Genomic DNA, 16,266 nt, shown 5'->3' with positions numbered 1-16,266 from the left:
CCCGTTCATCGGGGTGGAGGGTCGGTGGGGCGATTGTCTGCAACTAGGAGGGTCGTCCATCGTGCCGACAAGTCTACGGCAGGCATCTCCGCACGATCCGGGGATGGTGCCACCATGGCGCTATGGCACTGGACAGGATCAGCCTCGTGGTTCCGCCGGTCGGAGCATGGCGCGAACAGGAGCGGTGGTACCGGTGGGCCGAGCACGTCGGCTACGACGTCGTGTACACCTACGACCACCTGGCATCACGGATGCCGCGGGCCGCAGCATCCGTCATCTTCGCGATTGCTCTCGCTCGCTTTGTCTGGCTGCGCTGCCGAAATCGGCGTCCGCGCCCCGACAGCACGACAGCTCACGACGATTTCGACAGCGCGCAACCACGTGCGTAGGCCGAATGAGCAGCCGATGCCGATCCGGGGCACACGGGCCGAGACTTCTCCCCAGGCCGGCGTCGCGTCTCGGTATCCACCGAACCGGCGGTATCGCGCTCCGCCCAGCGCCGCCGCACCCACCGTGGAACAGTGACGTCCACGGCATATCCACGAATCACGCCCGACATCGCGATCCTCCGCCGGCGCGATCAGTTCGACCTCGCTGACGACCGTCGCATTCGCAAGAACCTGGCGTCGGGCGAGTGGACCCGTGTCACCGCGGGTTCCTACGTGTTGAACGCCGAATGGCGCAGGCTCCGCCCCCTCGAACGACATCGCATCGTCGTCTCGGAGGTCGCGCGCCGGCTCGAACCCGGTGCGGTGCTGTCGCACTTCGCCGCCGCTGCCGAGCACGGCATCGACATCCTCGGGCGGTGGCCGCGTCAGGTGGACGTGATGATCGAACGCGCGACGGGCGGCCGATCCGGTGGGGCGGTGAGGCGGCACGCCCTCGGTCTCGAAGTGGTCGAGCGAGCCCCCTTCGGCCGGCACGAACTCACCACACCCGCCCAGACGGCGCTCGACCTCGCCCGCATGGCCCCGTTCCTCGTCGCGGCGGCCGCCGTCGACCAGGCGGTGTGGACCGGCCGCGAGGGCGGGCCGCTCACGACGGTCGACGAACTGCTCCGGCTCCTCAGCAGCGAGCCTCGGCGGCGGGGCGACGTGCGGGCCCGCCGCGTCGTCGCGTTCGCCGACACCGGGGCGGCGAACCCTCGCGAAACACAGGCCGCACACGTGCTGCGCCGATTGGGCTTCCCGGAATCACGGTCGCAGGAACGGCGAGTGCTCCGCAGCGGGCGCCTCGTGTTCGGCGATCGCTACTTCCCCGGGTTCGACCACTGGCTCGAGATCGATGGCCGCGGCAAGTACCTCAGCCCCGAGTTCGGCGACGGCCGCGATCCGGACGAGATCGTGATCGACGAGAAGAACCGCGAGAACGAGATCCGCCGCGAAGTCCGCGGCTTCTCCCGGCTCGAGGCCACCGACTTCGACAATCCGCGGCACGTGTACGACATCCTGACCGCCGACGGGCTGCCGAGCTCCCTGCAACGACCATGAGCAGGACGGCGTCGATGCTCCTCGACCGGGTGCTCCCGCATCGCGCTGCAGAAATCGGCACAAGCGCACGAACGGGACGGCAGCACGTGCCGATTTCGACCGCGCACAGCAAGAGACCATGACGAGATGGGCCGCGGATGCCGATTCCGACAGCGCGGAGCCGACCACGGGCGACCGCGCCGCGCGAAAGTCGCGGGGTTCAGGATGCCGCGGGCCGCAGCATCCGGAGCATCCTCACCAGCTGACCGGCAGCGCCTTGCCCTCTTCGTAACCGGCCGCCGACTGCAGCCCGACGCGCGCGCGGTCGTGGAACTCGGCGACCGTCGACGCGCCCGCGTACGTGAAGGAGGACCGCACGCCCGACGTGATCATGTCGAGCAGGTCCTCGAGGCCGGGGCGGAGCGGGTCGAGGTAGATCTTCGACGACGAGATGCCCTCGGCGAAGAGCTCCTTGCGGGCGAGCTCGTAAGGATCGAGACGCCCGAAGCGCTCGTGCACGGCCTTCGTCGAGGCCATGCCCCACGATTCCTTGTAGGCCCGGCCGGCGTCGTCGATCTGCAGCTCGCCGGGCGCCTCGATGGTTCCCGCGAACCACGAGCCGATCATGACGGATGCCGCACCCGCCGCCAGCGCCAGCGCGACGTCGCGCGGGTAGCGCACACCGCCGTCCGCCCACACGTGCGCACCCATGATGCGGGCGGCCTCGGCCGTCTCGAGGACGGCGGAGAATTGCGGACGGCCGACCGCGGTCATCATGCGCGTCGTGCACATGGCGCCGGGGCCGACGCCGACCTTGAGGATGGTGGCGCCGGCGGTGACGAGGTCGTGCACGCCTTCGGCGCTGACGATGTTGCCGGCCGCGATCGGAATGCCCAGGTCGAGGTCGGCGACGGTCCGCAGCGCCCGGAGCATGCCCTCCTGGTGCCCGTGGGCGGTGTCGACGACCAGCACGTCGACGCCCGCGCCGGCCAGCGCCTTCGCCTTCGACGCGACGTCGCCGTTGATGCCGACGGCCGCCGCGACGATGAGGCGGCCCGACGCGTCGACGGCCGGGCGGTACAGCGTCGAGCGCAGTGCGCTGCGGCGCGAGAGGGTGCCGACGAGGTGCCCGTGGTGCAGCACGCACACGGTCTCGGCTTCCGCGGCGACGATCACATCGAACGCGTGGCGCGCGCTTTCGATGTCATCGGCATCGACGGATGCTGCGCGCCCACGCGCGAGGTCACCCAGGCGTGCGTCGGGCAGGGCCGTGCCGAGCCGGGTGGCCGGGACGATGCCGAGGATCTCATCGGCGTCGACGTGACCGGACGAGGCGTCGGCGACGACGATGCCGTGTCCCTCCGTCGCGGGGAGCAGCCGCGCGGCGTCGGCGACGGTCGCATCGGGCGGCAGCACGAGCGGGGTGTCCCACGCGACGGGCTGCGCCTTGACCCAGCGGATCGCGGCGTCGAGCTCCTGCAGCGGCATGTCCTGCGGGAGGACCCCGAGGCCGCCGCGGCGCGCCAGCGTGGCCGCGAGGCGCGCCCCCGTGACCGAGTTCATGTTCGCCGAGATCAGCGGGAGGGTGGCCGTCGTGCCGTCGCCCGGAGCGAGGTCGACATCGAGGCGGCTCGTGATCGCCGAGCGCCGCGGGACGAGGAAGACGTCAGAGTAAGTCAGGTCGACGTCGGGTGTTTCGCCGTAGAACTCCATGACCGCCAAGGTTAGTGACAGTTCCTGTGCGGATAATCATGCGGGTTCTTTCAGGTTCGCGGCCGCGGAGGGCCCGAACCTCCCGCCCAGACTGGGCTAGGCTTAACCGTCGTGTGTGAGGGCGGTTCGCGCCCCCCGCGCATCCCAGAACTTCACCGATGAAAGCAGGCGATTCAGCGTGTCGAGCCAGGTGACGGGCGTCGGGGTTTCGAACGAGGGAGAGTTCGGAGCCAACGAGTGGCTCGTCGAGGAGCTGTACGAACAGTTCAAGATCGACCGGAACTCCGTCGACAAGGCGTGGTGGCCCGTTCTCGAGGCCTACCACCCCGTCGACGGAGCAGCACCCACCCAGGCCGCGCCCGCGGCGAGCGCCCCTGTGGCGAGCGCCCCTGCAGCGACTGCGCCGCCTGCGGCGAGCGCCCCTGCAGCGACCGCGCCCGCGGCGACCGCATCCGAGCCGCGTCCGGTGACGGCGCCGATCCCGGTGATCGGCACGCAGCCGGTGGCGCGCACCACCGCGCGCCCGGCCGCGCCGCAGCCGATCCCGGCGCAGGCGCCGAAGGCACAGCCGTCGGCAGCCGACGGCGAGGCCGACGCCGATGTCGTCACGACGCTGCGCGGCATGCCGAAGGCCCTCGCCGCCAACATGGACGAGTCGCTGACCGTGCCGACGGCGACGAGCGTGCGCACGGTGCCGGCGAAGCTGATGATCGATAACCGCATCGTCATCAACAACCACATGTCGCGCACGCGCGGCGGCAAGGTGAGCTTCACGCACCTCATCGGGTGGGCGATCATCCAGGCGCTCAAGGAGTTCCCGAGCCAGAACGTGTTCTACGCCGAGGTCGACGGCAAGCCGTCGCTCGTCGCGCCCGCGCACATCAACCTCGGCATCGCGATCGACCTCCCGAAGCCCGACGGCACCCGCGCTCTCCTCGTTCCGAGCATCAAGCGCGCCGAGCAGCTGACGTTCAACGAGTACCTCACGACCTATGAGGACCTGGTCACGCGCGCACGCGGCAACAAGCTCACCGCGGCCGACTTCCAGGGCACCACGATCTCGCTGACCAACCCCGGCGGCATCGGCACGGTGCACTCCGTGCCGCGTCTCATGAAGGGCCAGGGCTGCATCGTCGGCGCGGGCGCCCTCGAGTACCCGGCCGAGTTCCAGGGCGCGAGCGACAAGACGCTCAACGAGCTCGCGATCGGCAAGACGATCACCCTGACGAGCACCTACGACCACCGCGTCATCCAGGGTGCCGGGTCGGGCGAGTTCCTCAAGAAGGTGCACGAGCTGCTCATCGGGCAGCGCAGCTTCTACGAGGACATCTTCGCCGCACTGCGCATCCCGTATGCGCCGATCCACTGGGCGTCCGACATCAACGTCGACCTCGCCGAGCGCGTCGACAAGACCGCGCGCGTGCAGGAGCTCATCAACTCGTTCCGCGTGCGCGGCCACCTGATGGCCGACATCGACCCGCTCCAGTACCAGCAGCGCACGCACCCCGACCTCGAGATCGAGCAGCACGGCCTCACGTTCTGGGACCTCGACCGCGAATTCGTCACCGGCGGCTTCGGCGGCAAGCGCCAGATGAAGCTCCGCGACATCCTGGGCGTCCTCCGCGACTCGTACTGCCGCACCATCGGCATCGAGTACATGCACATCCAGGACCCGACGCAGCGCGCGTGGTTCCAGGAGAACGTCGAGGTCAAGTACCAGAAGCCCGGCCACGACGAGCAGCTGCGCATCCTCGACAAGCTGAACCAGGCCGAGGCGTTCGAGACGTTCCTGCAGACGAAGTACGTCGGCCAGAAGCGCTTCAGCCTCGAGGGCGGCGAGTCGCTGATCCCCCTCCTCGACGAGATCCTGCAGGGCGCGGCCCAGGCCGGCCTCGACGGCGCCGCGATCGGCATGGCGCACCGCGGTCGCCTCAACGTGCTGACGAACATCGCCGGCAAGACGTACGGCCAGGTGTTCCGCGAGTTCGAGGGCTCCGTCGCGATCGGCTCGAAGAGCGGCTCGGGCGACGTCAAGTACCACCTCGGCACCGAGGGAACGTTCGTCGCCGACAACGAGTCCGAGCTGCCGGTGTACCTCGCGGCGAACCCGTCGCACCTCGAGACCGTCGACGGCGTGCTCGAGGGCATCGTCCGCGCGAAGCAGGACCGCAAGCCCATCGGCACGTTCACGTGGCTGCCGATCCTCGTCCACGGCGACGCGGCCTTCTCCGGCCAGGGCGTCGTCGTCGAGACGCTGCAGATGTCGCAGCTGCGCGGCTACCGCACCGGCGGCACCGTCCACGTGGTCGTCAACAACCAGGTCGGCTTCACCACGACGCCGACCGACGCCCGCACCTCGGTGTACTCGACCGACGTCGCCAAGACGATCCAGGCGCCGATCTTCCACGTGAACGGCGACGACCCGGAGGCCGTCACTCGCGTGGCGCAGCTGGCCTTCGCCTACCGCGAGCGGTTCCACCGCGATGTCGTCGTCGACGTCGTCTGCTACCGCCGTCGCGGGCACAACGAGGGCGACGATCCGTCGATGACCCAGCCCCTCATGACGAACCTCATCGAGGCGAAGCGCTCCGTGCGCCGCCTCTACACCGAGGCTCTCGTCGGTCGCGGCGACATCACCGAGGAAGAGTACGAGAAGGCGAAGCAGGACTTCCAGAACCGCCTCGAGATCGCGTTCGCCGAGACGCACGCGGCCGAGACGGGCTCCTCGCCGATCCTCGAGCCCGAAGCGGGCGATGCGCCGGCCGCCGGTGAGCCGGCGACCACGGGCGTCTCGCGCGAGATGGTGAGCCTGATCGGCGACACGTTCGTGAACAAGCCCAACGGCTTCACGGTCCACGCCAAGCTGCAGCAGCTGCTCGACAAGCGCCTCGACATGAGCCGCAACGGCTCGATCGACTGGGGCTTCGGCGAACTGCTGGCGTTCGGCTCGCTGCTGCTCGAGAAGACCAACGTGCGTCTCGCGGGCCAGGACTCGCGTCGCGGCACCTTCGTGCAGCGCCACGCCGTGCTGCACGATCGCTCGAACGGCCAGGAGTGGATCCCGCTCGCGAACCTCAGCGAGGACCAGGGGCGCTTCTACGTCTACGACTCCCTGCTGAGCGAGTACGCGGCGATGGCGTTCGAGTACGGCTACTCGGTCGAGCGCGCCGACTCGCTCGTGCTGTGGGAGGCCCAGTTCGGCGACTTCGCCAACGGCGCCCAGTCGGTCATCGACGAGTACATCTCGGCGGCCGACCAGAAGTGGGGCCAGCAGTCGAGCGTCGTGCTGCTGCTCCCCCACGGCTACGAGGGCCAGGGACCCGACCACTCGTCGGCACGCATCGAGCGGTACCTGCAGATGTGCGCGCAGGACAACATGACCGTCGCGCGCCCGTCGACCCCGGCGTCGTACTTCCACCTGCTGCGCCGCCAGGCGTACGCGCGTCCGCGCCGTCCGCTGATCGTCTTCACCCCGAAGGCGATGCTGCGCCTGCGCGGCGCGACGAGCCCGGTCGAGGACTTCCTCACCGGCCGCTTCGAGCCCGTGATCGACGACAACCGCGGTCTCGACAAGTCGGCGGTCAAGCGCGTGCTGCTGCACGCCGGCAAGATCCACTGGGATCTCCGCGCCGAGCTCGACAAGAACCCGAACCCCGAGATCGCCCTGGTGCGCCTGGAGCAGTACTACCCCGCCCCGATCGACGAGCTCAACGCCGTCATCGACGCGTACCCCAACGCCGAGCTGGTGTGGGTGCAGGACGAGCCCGAGAACCAGGGCGCATGGCCCTTCATCGCCCTCGAGGTCGTGAAGAACCTCAACGGTCGCACCATCAGCCGTGTCTCGCGCGCGTCGGCGGCGTCGACCGCGACCGGTTCGCCGAAGGTGCACGCCGCCGAGCAGGCCGCGATCATGCAGCAGGCGCTCACGCTGTAGGCGGATCTCTCCGCCGGTTCGGCCCTGGAGGACTCAGCTCGGCGCTGAGGACTCCAGGGCCGAACTCCGTTCTGCCGGGACCGCTCTCGGCCCGACCCGTCTGCGCGGCGGTCCTGGAGCGGACTCCTGCCACCCCGACCTCCCTTTCGGCCTCATCCGAGGACGCGAGCCGAGATGCGGAACACATCCGGCGTGTGGCCCCTCATCTCGGCGCAGATCCTCGGATGAGGAGCCTGGAGACGACGGCCGCGCAGACCCTCGAATGAGGAGCCTGGAGGCGACGGCCGCTCAGACCTCGACGGGGTCGACGCCGGCGCGCGCGAAGGCGGCGGCGGCGGCATCCGTCGACTGCACACGGTCGGTCTCGACGAGACCGAGGCGGGTGCGCCGGTCGAGGAGGTCGGCGGCGCTCAGCGCGCCCTCGACCGCGACCCCCCACTGGAGCTCCTGGGCCGTCACGGCGCACGCGGCGGTCGCTCCCGTCGGGAGGGCGGCCACGTAGGGCGCCTCGGCGCCGAACCGGCGCACCAGGCGCGGTGCCGCGGCGATCTCGCCGAGGCGGTGCCGCGGCCACGCGCCGACGAGCGGGATCGACCGCGTGCGCGACGGACGGGAGGCGAAGCCGGGGTCGCGCCGGATCACGGCGTCGACGGCGTCCTCCGCCATCCGCCGGTACGTCGTGAGCTTGCCCCCGACGATGCTGAGCACGCCGCTGGAGGACTCGATGATCGCGTGACGGCGCGACAGGTCGCTGGTGTCGTTGCCGTCGGTGCCGGCGAGCAGCGGCCGCAGCCCGGCGAAGGTCGAGAGCACGTCGGCACGGACCAGGGGCTCCTCGAGCACGGTGTTGACCGTACCGAGGAGCATGTCGATCTCGGCCTCGGTCGCGTGCGCGACGTCGGGGATCGGCCCGTCGGCGGGCACGTCCGTGAGGCCGATGTAGGTGCGACCGTGCTGCGCAGGCAGAGTGAACACGAATCGGCTCGACGACCCGGGGACCGGCACGGTGAGCGACACATCGGAACCGCCGAGGCGGGCCGTCGACACCACGAGGTGCGTGCCGCGGCTCGGCCGCAGGCCGACGTCAGGGTCGAGCTCTCCGGCCCACACGCCCGTCGCGCTCACGACGGCGCGCGCGTGCACGTGGAGCGTCTCGCCCGTCACGAGATCGCGCAGGGTCGCCTCGCGGCCGGTGACCGCGACCGCCTCGACACGGGTGAGGACGGATGCCCCGTACCCGGCGGCCGTCCGCGCGACGGCGACGACGAGCCGGGCGTCGTCGATGAGCTGTCCGTCCCAGCCCCGCACCCCGCCGCGGAGGCCCTCGGCGCGAACAGCGGGCGCGAGGGCGAGAGTGACGTCGCGGCCGATCGGGCCGGGCGGCCGCAGCAGCGACCCGGGGGTTCCGACGGCGCGGCGCAGGCCGTCGCCGAGCTCGTAGCCCATGCCGATGTAGGCACCGCGCGCGAGGTGCCCGGGCCCGTGCAGCGGCACGACCTGCGCCAGCGCGCGCGTGAGGTGCGGCGCCGTGCGCGTGAGGAGGATGTGACGCTCTGTCGCGCTCTCGCGCGCGATCCCGATCTGGCCCGACGCGAGGTACCGCAGGCCGCCGTGCACGAGCTTGGAGCTGAAGCGGCTGGTGCCGTGCGCGAGGTCGTGCCGTTCGACCAGAACCGTGCGCAGGCCCCGGCTCGCGGCATCCAACGCGATCCCGGCTCCGGTGATGCCGCCGCCGATGACGAGCACGTCGATCTCGCCACGGTCGGCGAGCGTGTCGAGCTCGCGCCGGCGCCGCCCCGCCGAGAGCGCGGACGATCCGGGCGTACGCCCCACGATGCGCGTCGTCATCGCTGCTCCTCCACGATCGGTGCGAGGTAGCCGCGCAGCGCGTGCGCGAGTTCGTCCCGCCACGCGTCCTCGGGCAGCCACTCGGCGACGAGCGGCGCCGACTGCACCGCCGACTGGGCGATGAGCAGCACCATGGCCGCCAGCTGCGGCGGCTCGCCCGCGCGCACGAAGCCGGCACGCTGCCCCCCGGCGATGCGACGGGCGGTCTCGGCGTGGATCGCCCGCTGGCTCGTGCCGAGCCGATCGAGGATGTACCGGGCGAACAGCTCGGGATCGGTGTCGCGGAGCCGGTCGACGAGAGGCAGGCGCCGCACACGGTCTGCGGTCTCGACGAGCAGCGCGACGAGCTCGTCGAGGTCGGCGGACTCCCCGGCCGCGGCGGGAAGCGCCGCCACGAGCTCGCGCGTCACGAGTGCGGCGAACACCGCCTGGGCGTCGGGCCAGTAGCGATAGAGCGTCTGGCGGGCGATCCCGCAGCGCCGGGCGATGTCGGAGACCGTCGTCCGGCGGATGCCGTGCGCCAGCACCTCGGCGAGCGCGGCGTCGAGGATCGCGGTCTCGGTATCGGGCACTCCATCGGCCATGTGACAACCATACAGAATGTGTCATACTGTCGCCATGGCTGCGACGGTGCCCACCGATCCCTCGAGCGACCCGGTGCGTCCGCTCGCCGCCCCGACGCCCCGCCCCCGCGGCGACTGGGACGCCTGGGGCTCGGAGCCTGCGCGTCTGCCCGCGCCGGCGAAGGCGATCGTCGCGACGCTGCTGTCGGGCAAGGCGCACCCCGTTTCGCACCGCACCACGCCCGTCCTCACTCCCTCGCTGCTGCCCGACGGCGACCTCGAGGCGTTGGCCGCCGTGGTCGGCGCCGGCGCGGCGACGCGTGACGACGCGGTGCGCATGATGCACCTCGGCGGCAAGAGCACGCCCGACCTGCTGCGCCGCCGGCTCGACGACCTGCAGGCCGCGCCCGACGCGGTGGTCTCCCCCGCGGATCACTCCGAGGTCGCCGCCGTGCTCCGCGTGTGCGGCGAGCGCGGCATCGCCGTCGTGCCCTTCGGCGGGGGCACGTCGGTCGTCGGAGGCGTCGACCCCGTGCGCGGCGCGCAGCGCGCCGTGATCGCCCTCGACCTCAGCCGCACCGCGGCGCTCCTCGCGCTCGATGAGGTGTCGCTTCTCGCGACGTTCGGCGCCGGCACGACCGGCCCGCAGGCCGAGGAGCTTCTGGGCGCCCGCGGCTATACGCTCGGGCACTTCCCGCAGAGCTTCCTCTACGCCTCCCTCGGCGGGTACGCGGCGACACGGTCGAGCGGCCAGGCCTCGCGCGGCTACGGCCGCTTCGACGACATCGTCCACGCGCTGCGCGTCGCCACCCCGGCGGGAGGTCTCGATCTCGGGCGCTCCCCCGCGAGCGCCGCCGGCCCCGACCTGCGCGAGCTGCTCCTCGGCTCGGAGGGCGCCTTCGGCGTCCTCACCGAGGTGACCGTGCGCATCCGCCCGATCCCCGCGGCGACCGCGTACCGCGCCTGGTCGTTCCCCGATTTCACCGCGGGGGCGTCGGCGGTCCGCGAAGCCACGCAGCGCGGCATCCGTCCCACCGTCCTGCGGCTGAGCGACGAGACCGAGACGCGGGTGAACGCCGCGATGGGCGGACACCTCACGCGGATGCGCGGATGCCTCGCCGTCGCCACCTTCGAGGGGGCGACGTCCGCCGAGGCCGAGGCGACACGCGATGCGCTCGACGCGGTCTTCCGTGCGCACGGGGCGACGTCACGAGGTGAGGATCCGGCGCGGTCGTGGGAGCGCGGCCGCTTCGCCTCACCCGCGCTGCGCGACACCCTCATGGACATCGGCGTCCTCGCCGAGACCCTCGAGACCGCGACGACGTGGGCGAACCTGCCCACCCTCAAGGCCGCGGTCACCGCCGCGCTCACCGAGAGCCTCGCCGCCGCGGGCACGAAGCCCCTCGTGCTGTGCCACATCTCGCACGTGTACCCGGCGGGCGCGTCGCTCTACTTCACGGTGGTCGCGGCGCTCACCGACGATCCGCAGACCCAGTGGATGAGGGCGAAGGATGCCGCGTCCCGCGCGATCGGCGACGCCCACGGCACGATCACCCATCACCACGCGGTGGGGCGCGATCATCGACCGTATCTCGAGGCCGAGATCGGACCGCTCGGCGTGCAGGTGCTGCGCGCGGTGAAGGACGTGCTCGACCCGCGCGGGATCATGAACCCGGGCGCACTGGTCGAGCCGGCCGCCTCTGCGCAGGAGCGCCCATGAAGGTCGCACTGCTCGTCAACCCCGCGGCCCGGGCGGGGGCCCACACCGGCGCCGCGACCAACGCCGCCGAGCGCCTGCGCGCGCACGGCGTCCAGACGTCGATCCTGAGCGGTGGCAGCGCGGCGGAGTCGTCCGCGCTGCTGCGGGCCGCGATCCAGGTGGGCGTGGACGCCGTCGTCGTCGCCGGCGGCGACGGCACCGTGAACCTCGCGATCCAGGAGCTTGCCGGCACCGGCATTCCGCTCGGCATCGTGCCCTCGGGCACCGGCAACGACTTCGCGGCGACGCTGGGGCTGCGCGAGCTCGACGTCACCGCGGCGGCCGACGCCATCGCCGCGGGCGTCACCCGGGCGATCGACCTGGCTCGCGTCACCCGCGAGGACGGATCGACCCGGTACTTCGGATCGGTGCTCGCAAGCGGGTTCGACTCCAAGGTCAACGACCGCGCCAACGCCATGCGCTGGCCGCGCGGCGGCTCGCGCTACAACATCGCGATCCTGGTCGAGTTCCTGACGCTCGCCGGCATCCCGTACGAGGTCGAGCTCGAGCTCGCCGACGGCACGCGCGAACTTGTGAACGGCGACCTCGTGATGGCGACCGTCGGCAATGGGCGCACCTATGGCGGCGGCATCCCGATCTGTCCCGATGCCGACCCGGCCGACGGACTGCTCGACGTCGTGCTCGTGCGGCCTGCCGGCAGGCTGCGCCTGCTGCGGCTGCTCCCCCGGGTGTACAAGGGCACGCACGCGGGCGTGCCGGAGGTCGCCATGCGACGTGTGCGCTCGGTGCGGTTGTCGTCACCGGGGGTCACGGCCTACGCCGACGGCGACCCGATCGGCGCGCTGCCAGTGACCGTCGACGTGGCGCCCGGCGCGCTCACGATCTTCACACCCGCCGGGTGACCCGGCGGGCAGCGGCTCAGTGCGCCGCCTGGACCGCCCGCAGCTTGGCCAGCACCTGGTCGCGCAGCTCTTCGGGCGCGCTCTCCTTGCACGCCCGGGCGAGCACCTCGGTCAGCGTGGTCGCGACGAGCGCCTCGTCGCGGCAGCCCTCGCAGTTGGCCAGGTGCTCGGCGATGTCGCTCTGCTCGGTCTTGCAGACCTCGTGGCGCAGGTACTCCTCCAGGTCGCGCCGCGCCTTCTCACAGCCGCAGTCGGTCATTTCGTGCTCCTCGTGGCGGCAGGGGTGATGCCGCGCTCTTTTGCGTAGTCGGCCAGCAGTTCACGCAGCATCCGCCTGCCACGATGCAGACGGCTCATGACCGTGCCGATGGGGGTCTTCATGATGTCGGCGATCTCCTGGTAGGCGAAGCCCTCGACGTCGGCGAGGTACACCGCCAGCCGGAAGTCCTCCGGGATGGACTGCAGCGCGTCCTTCACGACCGACGCGGGCATGTGGTCGATCGCCTCGGCCTCGGCCGAGCGGGTGCTCGTCGCGGTGGTCGACTCGGCACCGCCGAGCTGCCAGTCCTCGAGGTCGTCGATCGTGCCCTGGTACGGCTCGCGCTGCTTCTTGCGGTAGGTGTTGATATACGTGTTCGTCAGGATGCGGTACAGCCACGCCTTGAGGTTGGTGCCCTGCGTGAAGGTCTTCCACGAGGCGAACGCCTTGACGAAGGTCTCCTGCACGAGATCCGCCGCGTCGGCGGGATTGCGGGTCATGCGCATGGCCGCGGCGTAAAGCTGGTCCATGAAGGGCAGCGCCTGCTCTTCGAACTGCGCGCGGGGGTCCTGATCGCGGTCCGCCTCGGCAGCCTGGTCGGTCGAGTCGCTCATCACGCGCCAGTCTACGGCGGCCTGTTCCAGGCTGCCTGGAACGCGTGCGTCGCGCTCGGCGAGGAGGGGCGCCTCACGATCGAGGCGCTCGAGGGTGGCGAACATCCGGCTCCGCTCAGTAGGTTGCTCCCGGCTCGTGCCCACCGGGTTCAGTAGGGTAGAACCCGATGACAGCCGACGCGTATTCCCCGCCCTCCGCGCCGATCGAGCGCGGTCACTGGCCCGCGCCCGTCGCGGACGGAGCACTGCACGCCACGGTGACTGTCCCCGGGTCGAAATCGCTGACGAACCGGGAGCTGATCCTGGCCGCGCTCGCGGACGCCCCGAGCCGCCTGATCGCGCCGCTGCACTCCGACGACTCCGCCCGCATGATCGACGCGCTGCGCTCGCTCGGCGTCGGCATCGAGCTCGTCGAAGGCAACGGACTGTACGGCGACGACATCGAGGTGACGCCGGTGTGGCCGCTGCGCGGCAACACCGTCGTGGACTGCGGGCAGGCGGGCACCGTCATGCGGTTCGTGGCCGGCCTCGGCGGCTTCGCCCGCGGCGACGTCACCCTCACGGCGCACGAGAGCGCGCTGCACCGCCCGATGGGCGCCATGATCACGGCGCTGCGTGACGTCGGCGTCGACATCGACGACGGCGGCCACTGGGCGCTCCCCTTCATCATCCGCGGCCACGGCCACGTCCGCGGCGGCGAAGTGACGATCGACGCCAGCGCGTCGAGCCAGTTCGTCTCCGGTCTCCTGCTCGCCGCGCCGCGGTTCGACGTCGGGCTGCAACTGCGTCACGCCGGCGAGCGGCTGCCGAGCATCCCGCACATCGACATGACCGTCGAAGCCCTCGGGCACCGCGGCGTGCACGTCGAGCGCCCGGGCGTGGGCGAGTGGATCGTGCCGGCCGGTCCGATCCGCGGCAAGGACGTCGCGATCGAGCCCGACCTCTCGAATGCAGCGCCGTTCCTGGCTGCGGCCATGGTGGCCGGCGGTGCGGTGTCGGTCACCGGCTGGCCCGCGCACTCCACCCAGCCCGGTGCGATGCTCACCGAGATCCTGTCGCTCATGGGCGCCCGCGTGGTGCGCCGCGGCGGCGCGCTCACCGTGACCGCCGGAGCCGGCATCCAGGGGGTCGATCTCGATCTGTCGGCCGCCGGCGAGCTGACACCCACGATCTTCGCGCTCGCCGCCTTCGCGGACTCCCCCTCGACCCTGCACGGCATCGGTCACATCCGCGGCCACGAGACCGACCGCATCGCGGCGCTCGTCGCGGAGCTGCGCGGCCTCGGCGGCGAGGCCGAAGAGCTGCCCGACGGCATCCGCATCGTCCCCCGCCCGCTCCATGGCGGAACCTGGCACGCGCACCACGACCACCGCATGGCGACCACGGGCGCCCTGATCGGCCTGGCCGTGCCCGGGGTCGAGGTCGACGACATCGGCACGACCGCGAAGACCATGCCCGAGTTCCCGCAGATCTGGCAACGGATGCTCGACGGCGAGCACGCCGACGGCGGGGTCTCCGAGGAGACGATGCGCGCCTCGTGAGACGGCGCGTGGACACCTTCTCGGAGCGATCGGGATGACCAGCGTGAACCGATCCGGGATGACTCGATGAGCGGGATGACACCGTGAGCTGGCTCGACGACCTCGACGACGACGACGAGCCGGAGTTCGACGAGGCCGACGTACGCGTGCGGCCCAATCCGAAGGCCAACCGCCCCCGGACGAAACGCCGTCCGGCCCACAGCGACGCCGCGATCGCGCGCGTGCTCGGCGTCGACCGCGGCCGGTACACCGTGCTGGTCGACGAGGACCTGCCGACCGAGCGCACGGCGCTCGCCGCCCGGGCGCGCGAGCTGCGCAAGACGCCGATCGTGACGGGCGACCGCGCTCGCGTCGTCGGCGACGCGTCGGGCGACGACGGCACGCTGGGGCGCATCGTCGGCATCGAGGAGCGCACCTCGCTGCTCAGACGCAGCGCCGATGACACCGACCAGGTCGAGCGCGTCGTCGTCGCCAACGCCGACCAGATGCTCGTCGTGGTCGCCGCCGCGGACCCCGAGCCGCGCCCGCGGCTCGTCGACCGCTACCTCGTCGCGGCGCTGGATGCCGGCATCCGCCCTCTCCTCGTCGTCACCAAGACCGACCTTGCCGACCCGGCGGAGTTCCTCGCGCACTTCGAAGGCCTCGACCTCGACGTGTTCACGAGCGGACGGGAGGAGATGCCGCTCGAGCGCATCGGCGCGGCGCTCGTCGGCCACTCGACGGTGTTCGTCGGACACTCGGGTGTCGGCAAGTCGACGCTCGTCAACGCGCTCGTTCCCGATGCGAAGCGCGCCACCGGCCACGTCAACGTCGTGACCGGTCGCGGGCGGCACACCTCCAGCTCGACCGTGTCGCTGCGCTACCGCGGCGAGGGCGGCAACGGCTGGGTCATCGACACTCCTGGCGTGCGCTCGTTCGGCCTCGGCCACGTCGATCCCGCGAACATCCTGCGGGCCTTCACCGATCTCGACGCGATCGCCGAGGAGTGTCCCCGCGGGTGCACGCACCTCCCCGACGCGCCGGATTGCGCCATCGTCGAGGCCGTCGAGGAGGGCCGGCTGGGCCCTGGCGGCGCCGCCCGACTCGACTCACTGCAGCGACTGCTCGAGACGTTCGCCAAGAAGGGCCAGGAGCCCGGCGCCTAGAGTGGGACGGTGACCACGACACGCCTCGAACCCGGCTCCCTCGCCCCCGCCTTCACGCTCGTCGACCAGGACGAGCAGGCCGTGACGCTGAAGGACCTGCGGGGCGGGCGCGTGATCCTGTTCTTCTATCCGGCGGCGATGACGCCCGGCTGCACCAAGGAGGCGTGCGACTTCCGCGACAGCCTCGCTCCGCTGCAGGCGGCCGGCTACACGGTGCTGGGCATCTCTCCCGACGAGCCCGAGAAGCTCCGCCGGTTCCGGGAGCGCGACGGCCTGACATACGACCTGCTGAGCGACCCCGGCCACAAGGTGCTCGAGAAGTACGCCGCATGGGGCGAGAAGATGAACTACGGCAAGACCTTCATGGGCGTCATCCGCTCCACCTTCGTCATCGACGAGAAGGGCCGCCTCACGCACGCGCTGTACAACGTGCGCGCCACCGGTCACGTCGCGCGCGTGCGGACGCTGCTGGGGGCCTAAGTGTGATGTCCAGGGACGTTGTTGCGTGAATCGCGTGTGATCTGCTGACGGGCGAAGGCCTCCCGTTGCGAGAGTGGA

At 71.4% G+C, this 16,266-nt stretch carries 13 protein-coding genes; 8 read left to right on the top strand and 5 right to left on the bottom strand.

Annotated features, from left to right (window positions below; all coding sequences use genetic code 11):
• Positions 1-122: 122 nt before the first annotated feature.
• Entirely contained in the window at positions 123-389 is a 267-nt protein-coding gene (locus AC3A46_RS13665; protein WP_487665676.1) for a hypothetical protein, read from the top strand.
• 132 nt (positions 390-521) lie between these two features.
• Complete coding sequence (locus AC3A46_RS13660; RefSeq protein ID WP_487665675.1) at positions 522-1,490, top strand: hypothetical protein; 969 nt, start codon at positions 522-524, stop codon at positions 1,488-1,490.
• A gap of 234 nt (positions 1,491-1,724) precedes the next feature.
• On the opposite strand, the gene guaB1 is transcribed toward AC3A46_RS13660, so the two are convergent.
• On the bottom strand, positions 1,725-3,182 hold the full coding sequence (gene guaB1 / locus AC3A46_RS13655; RefSeq protein WP_487665674.1) for a GMP reductase: 1,458 nt from the start codon (positions 3,180-3,182) through the stop codon (positions 1,725-1,727).
• Positions 3,183-3,360: 178 nt separating this feature from the next.
• Here guaB1 and AC3A46_RS13650 point away from each other — a divergent pair, with 178 nt between their 5' ends.
• Positions 3,361-7,116: a multifunctional oxoglutarate decarboxylase/oxoglutarate dehydrogenase thiamine pyrophosphate-binding subunit/dihydrolipoyllysine-residue succinyltransferase subunit gene (locus AC3A46_RS13650; protein WP_487665673.1), complete on the top strand. Its 3,756-nt coding sequence runs from the start codon at positions 3,361-3,363 to the stop codon at positions 7,114-7,116.
• Between the two features lie 288 nt (positions 7,117-7,404).
• On the opposite strand, the gene AC3A46_RS13645 is transcribed toward AC3A46_RS13650, so the two are convergent.
• Positions 7,405-8,964 carry a glycerol-3-phosphate dehydrogenase/oxidase gene (locus tag AC3A46_RS13645; protein WP_487665672.1) on the bottom strand — a complete coding sequence of 520 codons (1,560 nt, stop codon included), beginning with the start codon at positions 8,962-8,964 and terminating at the stop codon, positions 7,405-7,407.
• On the bottom strand, positions 8,961-9,548 hold the full coding sequence (locus AC3A46_RS13640; protein WP_487665671.1) for a TetR/AcrR family transcriptional regulator: 588 nt from the start codon (positions 9,546-9,548) through the stop codon (positions 8,961-8,963). The genes AC3A46_RS13645 and AC3A46_RS13640 overlap by 4 nt, the downstream gene beginning before the upstream one ends.
• Positions 9,549-9,582: 34 nt before the next feature.
• On the opposite strand from AC3A46_RS13640, the gene AC3A46_RS13635 reads away from it, so the two are divergent.
• The gene (locus AC3A46_RS13635; protein WP_487665670.1) at positions 9,583-11,247 is read left to right on the top strand and encodes an FAD-binding oxidoreductase; all 1,665 of its coding nucleotides are present in this window, start codon (positions 9,583-9,585) and stop codon (positions 11,245-11,247) included.
• Positions 11,244-12,149, top strand: coding sequence for a diacylglycerol kinase (locus AC3A46_RS13630; RefSeq protein WP_487665669.1), 906 nt, complete (start codon positions 11,244-11,246; stop codon positions 12,147-12,149). Before AC3A46_RS13635 ends, AC3A46_RS13630 begins: the two co-directional genes overlap by 4 nt.
• A gap of 16 nt (positions 12,150-12,165) precedes the next feature.
• Here AC3A46_RS13630 and AC3A46_RS13625 read toward each other — a convergent pair whose 3' ends face one another.
• Complete coding sequence (locus AC3A46_RS13625) at positions 12,166-12,408, bottom strand: zf-HC2 domain-containing protein (protein ID WP_045297433.1); 243 nt, start codon at positions 12,406-12,408, stop codon at positions 12,166-12,168.
• Positions 12,405-13,022 carry a sigma-70 family RNA polymerase sigma factor gene (locus AC3A46_RS13620; protein ID WP_056371499.1) on the bottom strand — a complete coding sequence of 206 codons (618 nt, stop codon included), beginning with the start codon at positions 13,020-13,022 and terminating at the stop codon, positions 12,405-12,407. The genes AC3A46_RS13625 and AC3A46_RS13620 overlap by 4 nt, the downstream gene beginning before the upstream one ends.
• A gap of 167 nt (positions 13,023-13,189) precedes the next feature.
• On the opposite strand from AC3A46_RS13620, the gene aroA reads away from it, so the two are divergent.
• From aroA to bcp, 3 genes are all read left to right on the top strand, one after another.
• Positions 13,190-14,563, top strand: coding sequence for a 3-phosphoshikimate 1-carboxyvinyltransferase (gene aroA / locus AC3A46_RS13615; protein ID WP_487665668.1), 1,374 nt, complete (start codon positions 13,190-13,192; stop codon positions 14,561-14,563).
• An 83-nt stretch (positions 14,564-14,646) separates the two neighbouring features.
• Positions 14,647-15,708 carry a ribosome small subunit-dependent GTPase A gene (gene rsgA, locus AC3A46_RS13610; RefSeq protein ID WP_487665667.1) on the top strand — a complete coding sequence of 354 codons (1,062 nt, stop codon included), beginning with the start codon at positions 14,647-14,649 and terminating at the stop codon, positions 15,706-15,708.
• Between the two features lie 9 nt (positions 15,709-15,717).
• Positions 15,718-16,188: a thioredoxin-dependent thiol peroxidase gene (gene bcp, locus AC3A46_RS13605; protein WP_487665666.1), complete on the top strand. Its 471-nt coding sequence runs from the start codon at positions 15,718-15,720 to the stop codon at positions 16,186-16,188.
• Positions 16,189-16,266: the final 78 nt, after the last annotated feature.

The sequence above is a fragment of the Microbacterium sp. Soil_C_42 genome, from assembly GCF_057656735.1.
Note: the sequence above shows the minus strand (reverse complement) of the source record. Positions and strands in the feature narration are given on the sequence as shown.

Bases quoted from the DNA above. Each gene is read 5' to 3' on its own strand.
- AC3A46_RS13665 (WP_487665676.1), top strand. From the start codon at position 123: ATGGCACTGGACAGGATCAGCCTCGTGGTTCCGCCGGTCGGAGCATGG.
- AC3A46_RS13635 (WP_487665670.1), top strand. From the start codon at position 9,583: ATGGCTGCGACGGTGCCCACCGATCCCTCGAGCGACCCGGTGCGTCCG.
- guaB1 (WP_487665674.1), bottom strand. From the start codon at position 3,182: ATGGAGTTCTACGGCGAAACACCCGACGTCGACCTGACTTACTCTGAC.
- aroA (WP_487665668.1), top strand. From the start codon at position 13,190: ATGACAGCCGACGCGTATTCCCCGCCCTCCGCGCCGATCGAGCGCGGT.
- AC3A46_RS13625 (WP_045297433.1), bottom strand. From the start codon at position 12,408: ATGACCGACTGCGGCTGTGAGAAGGCGCGGCGCGACCTGGAGGAGTAC.
- AC3A46_RS13640 (WP_487665671.1), bottom strand. From the start codon at position 9,548: ATGGCCGATGGAGTGCCCGATACCGAGACCGCGATCCTCGACGCCGCG.
- AC3A46_RS13645 (WP_487665672.1), bottom strand. From the start codon at position 8,964: ATGACGACGCGCATCGTGGGGCGTACGCCCGGATCGTCCGCGCTCTCG.
- AC3A46_RS13630 (WP_487665669.1), top strand. From the start codon at position 11,244: ATGAAGGTCGCACTGCTCGTCAACCCCGCGGCCCGGGCGGGGGCCCAC.
- AC3A46_RS13620 (WP_056371499.1), bottom strand. From the start codon at position 13,022: ATGAGCGACTCGACCGACCAGGCTGCCGAGGCGGACCGCGATCAGGAC.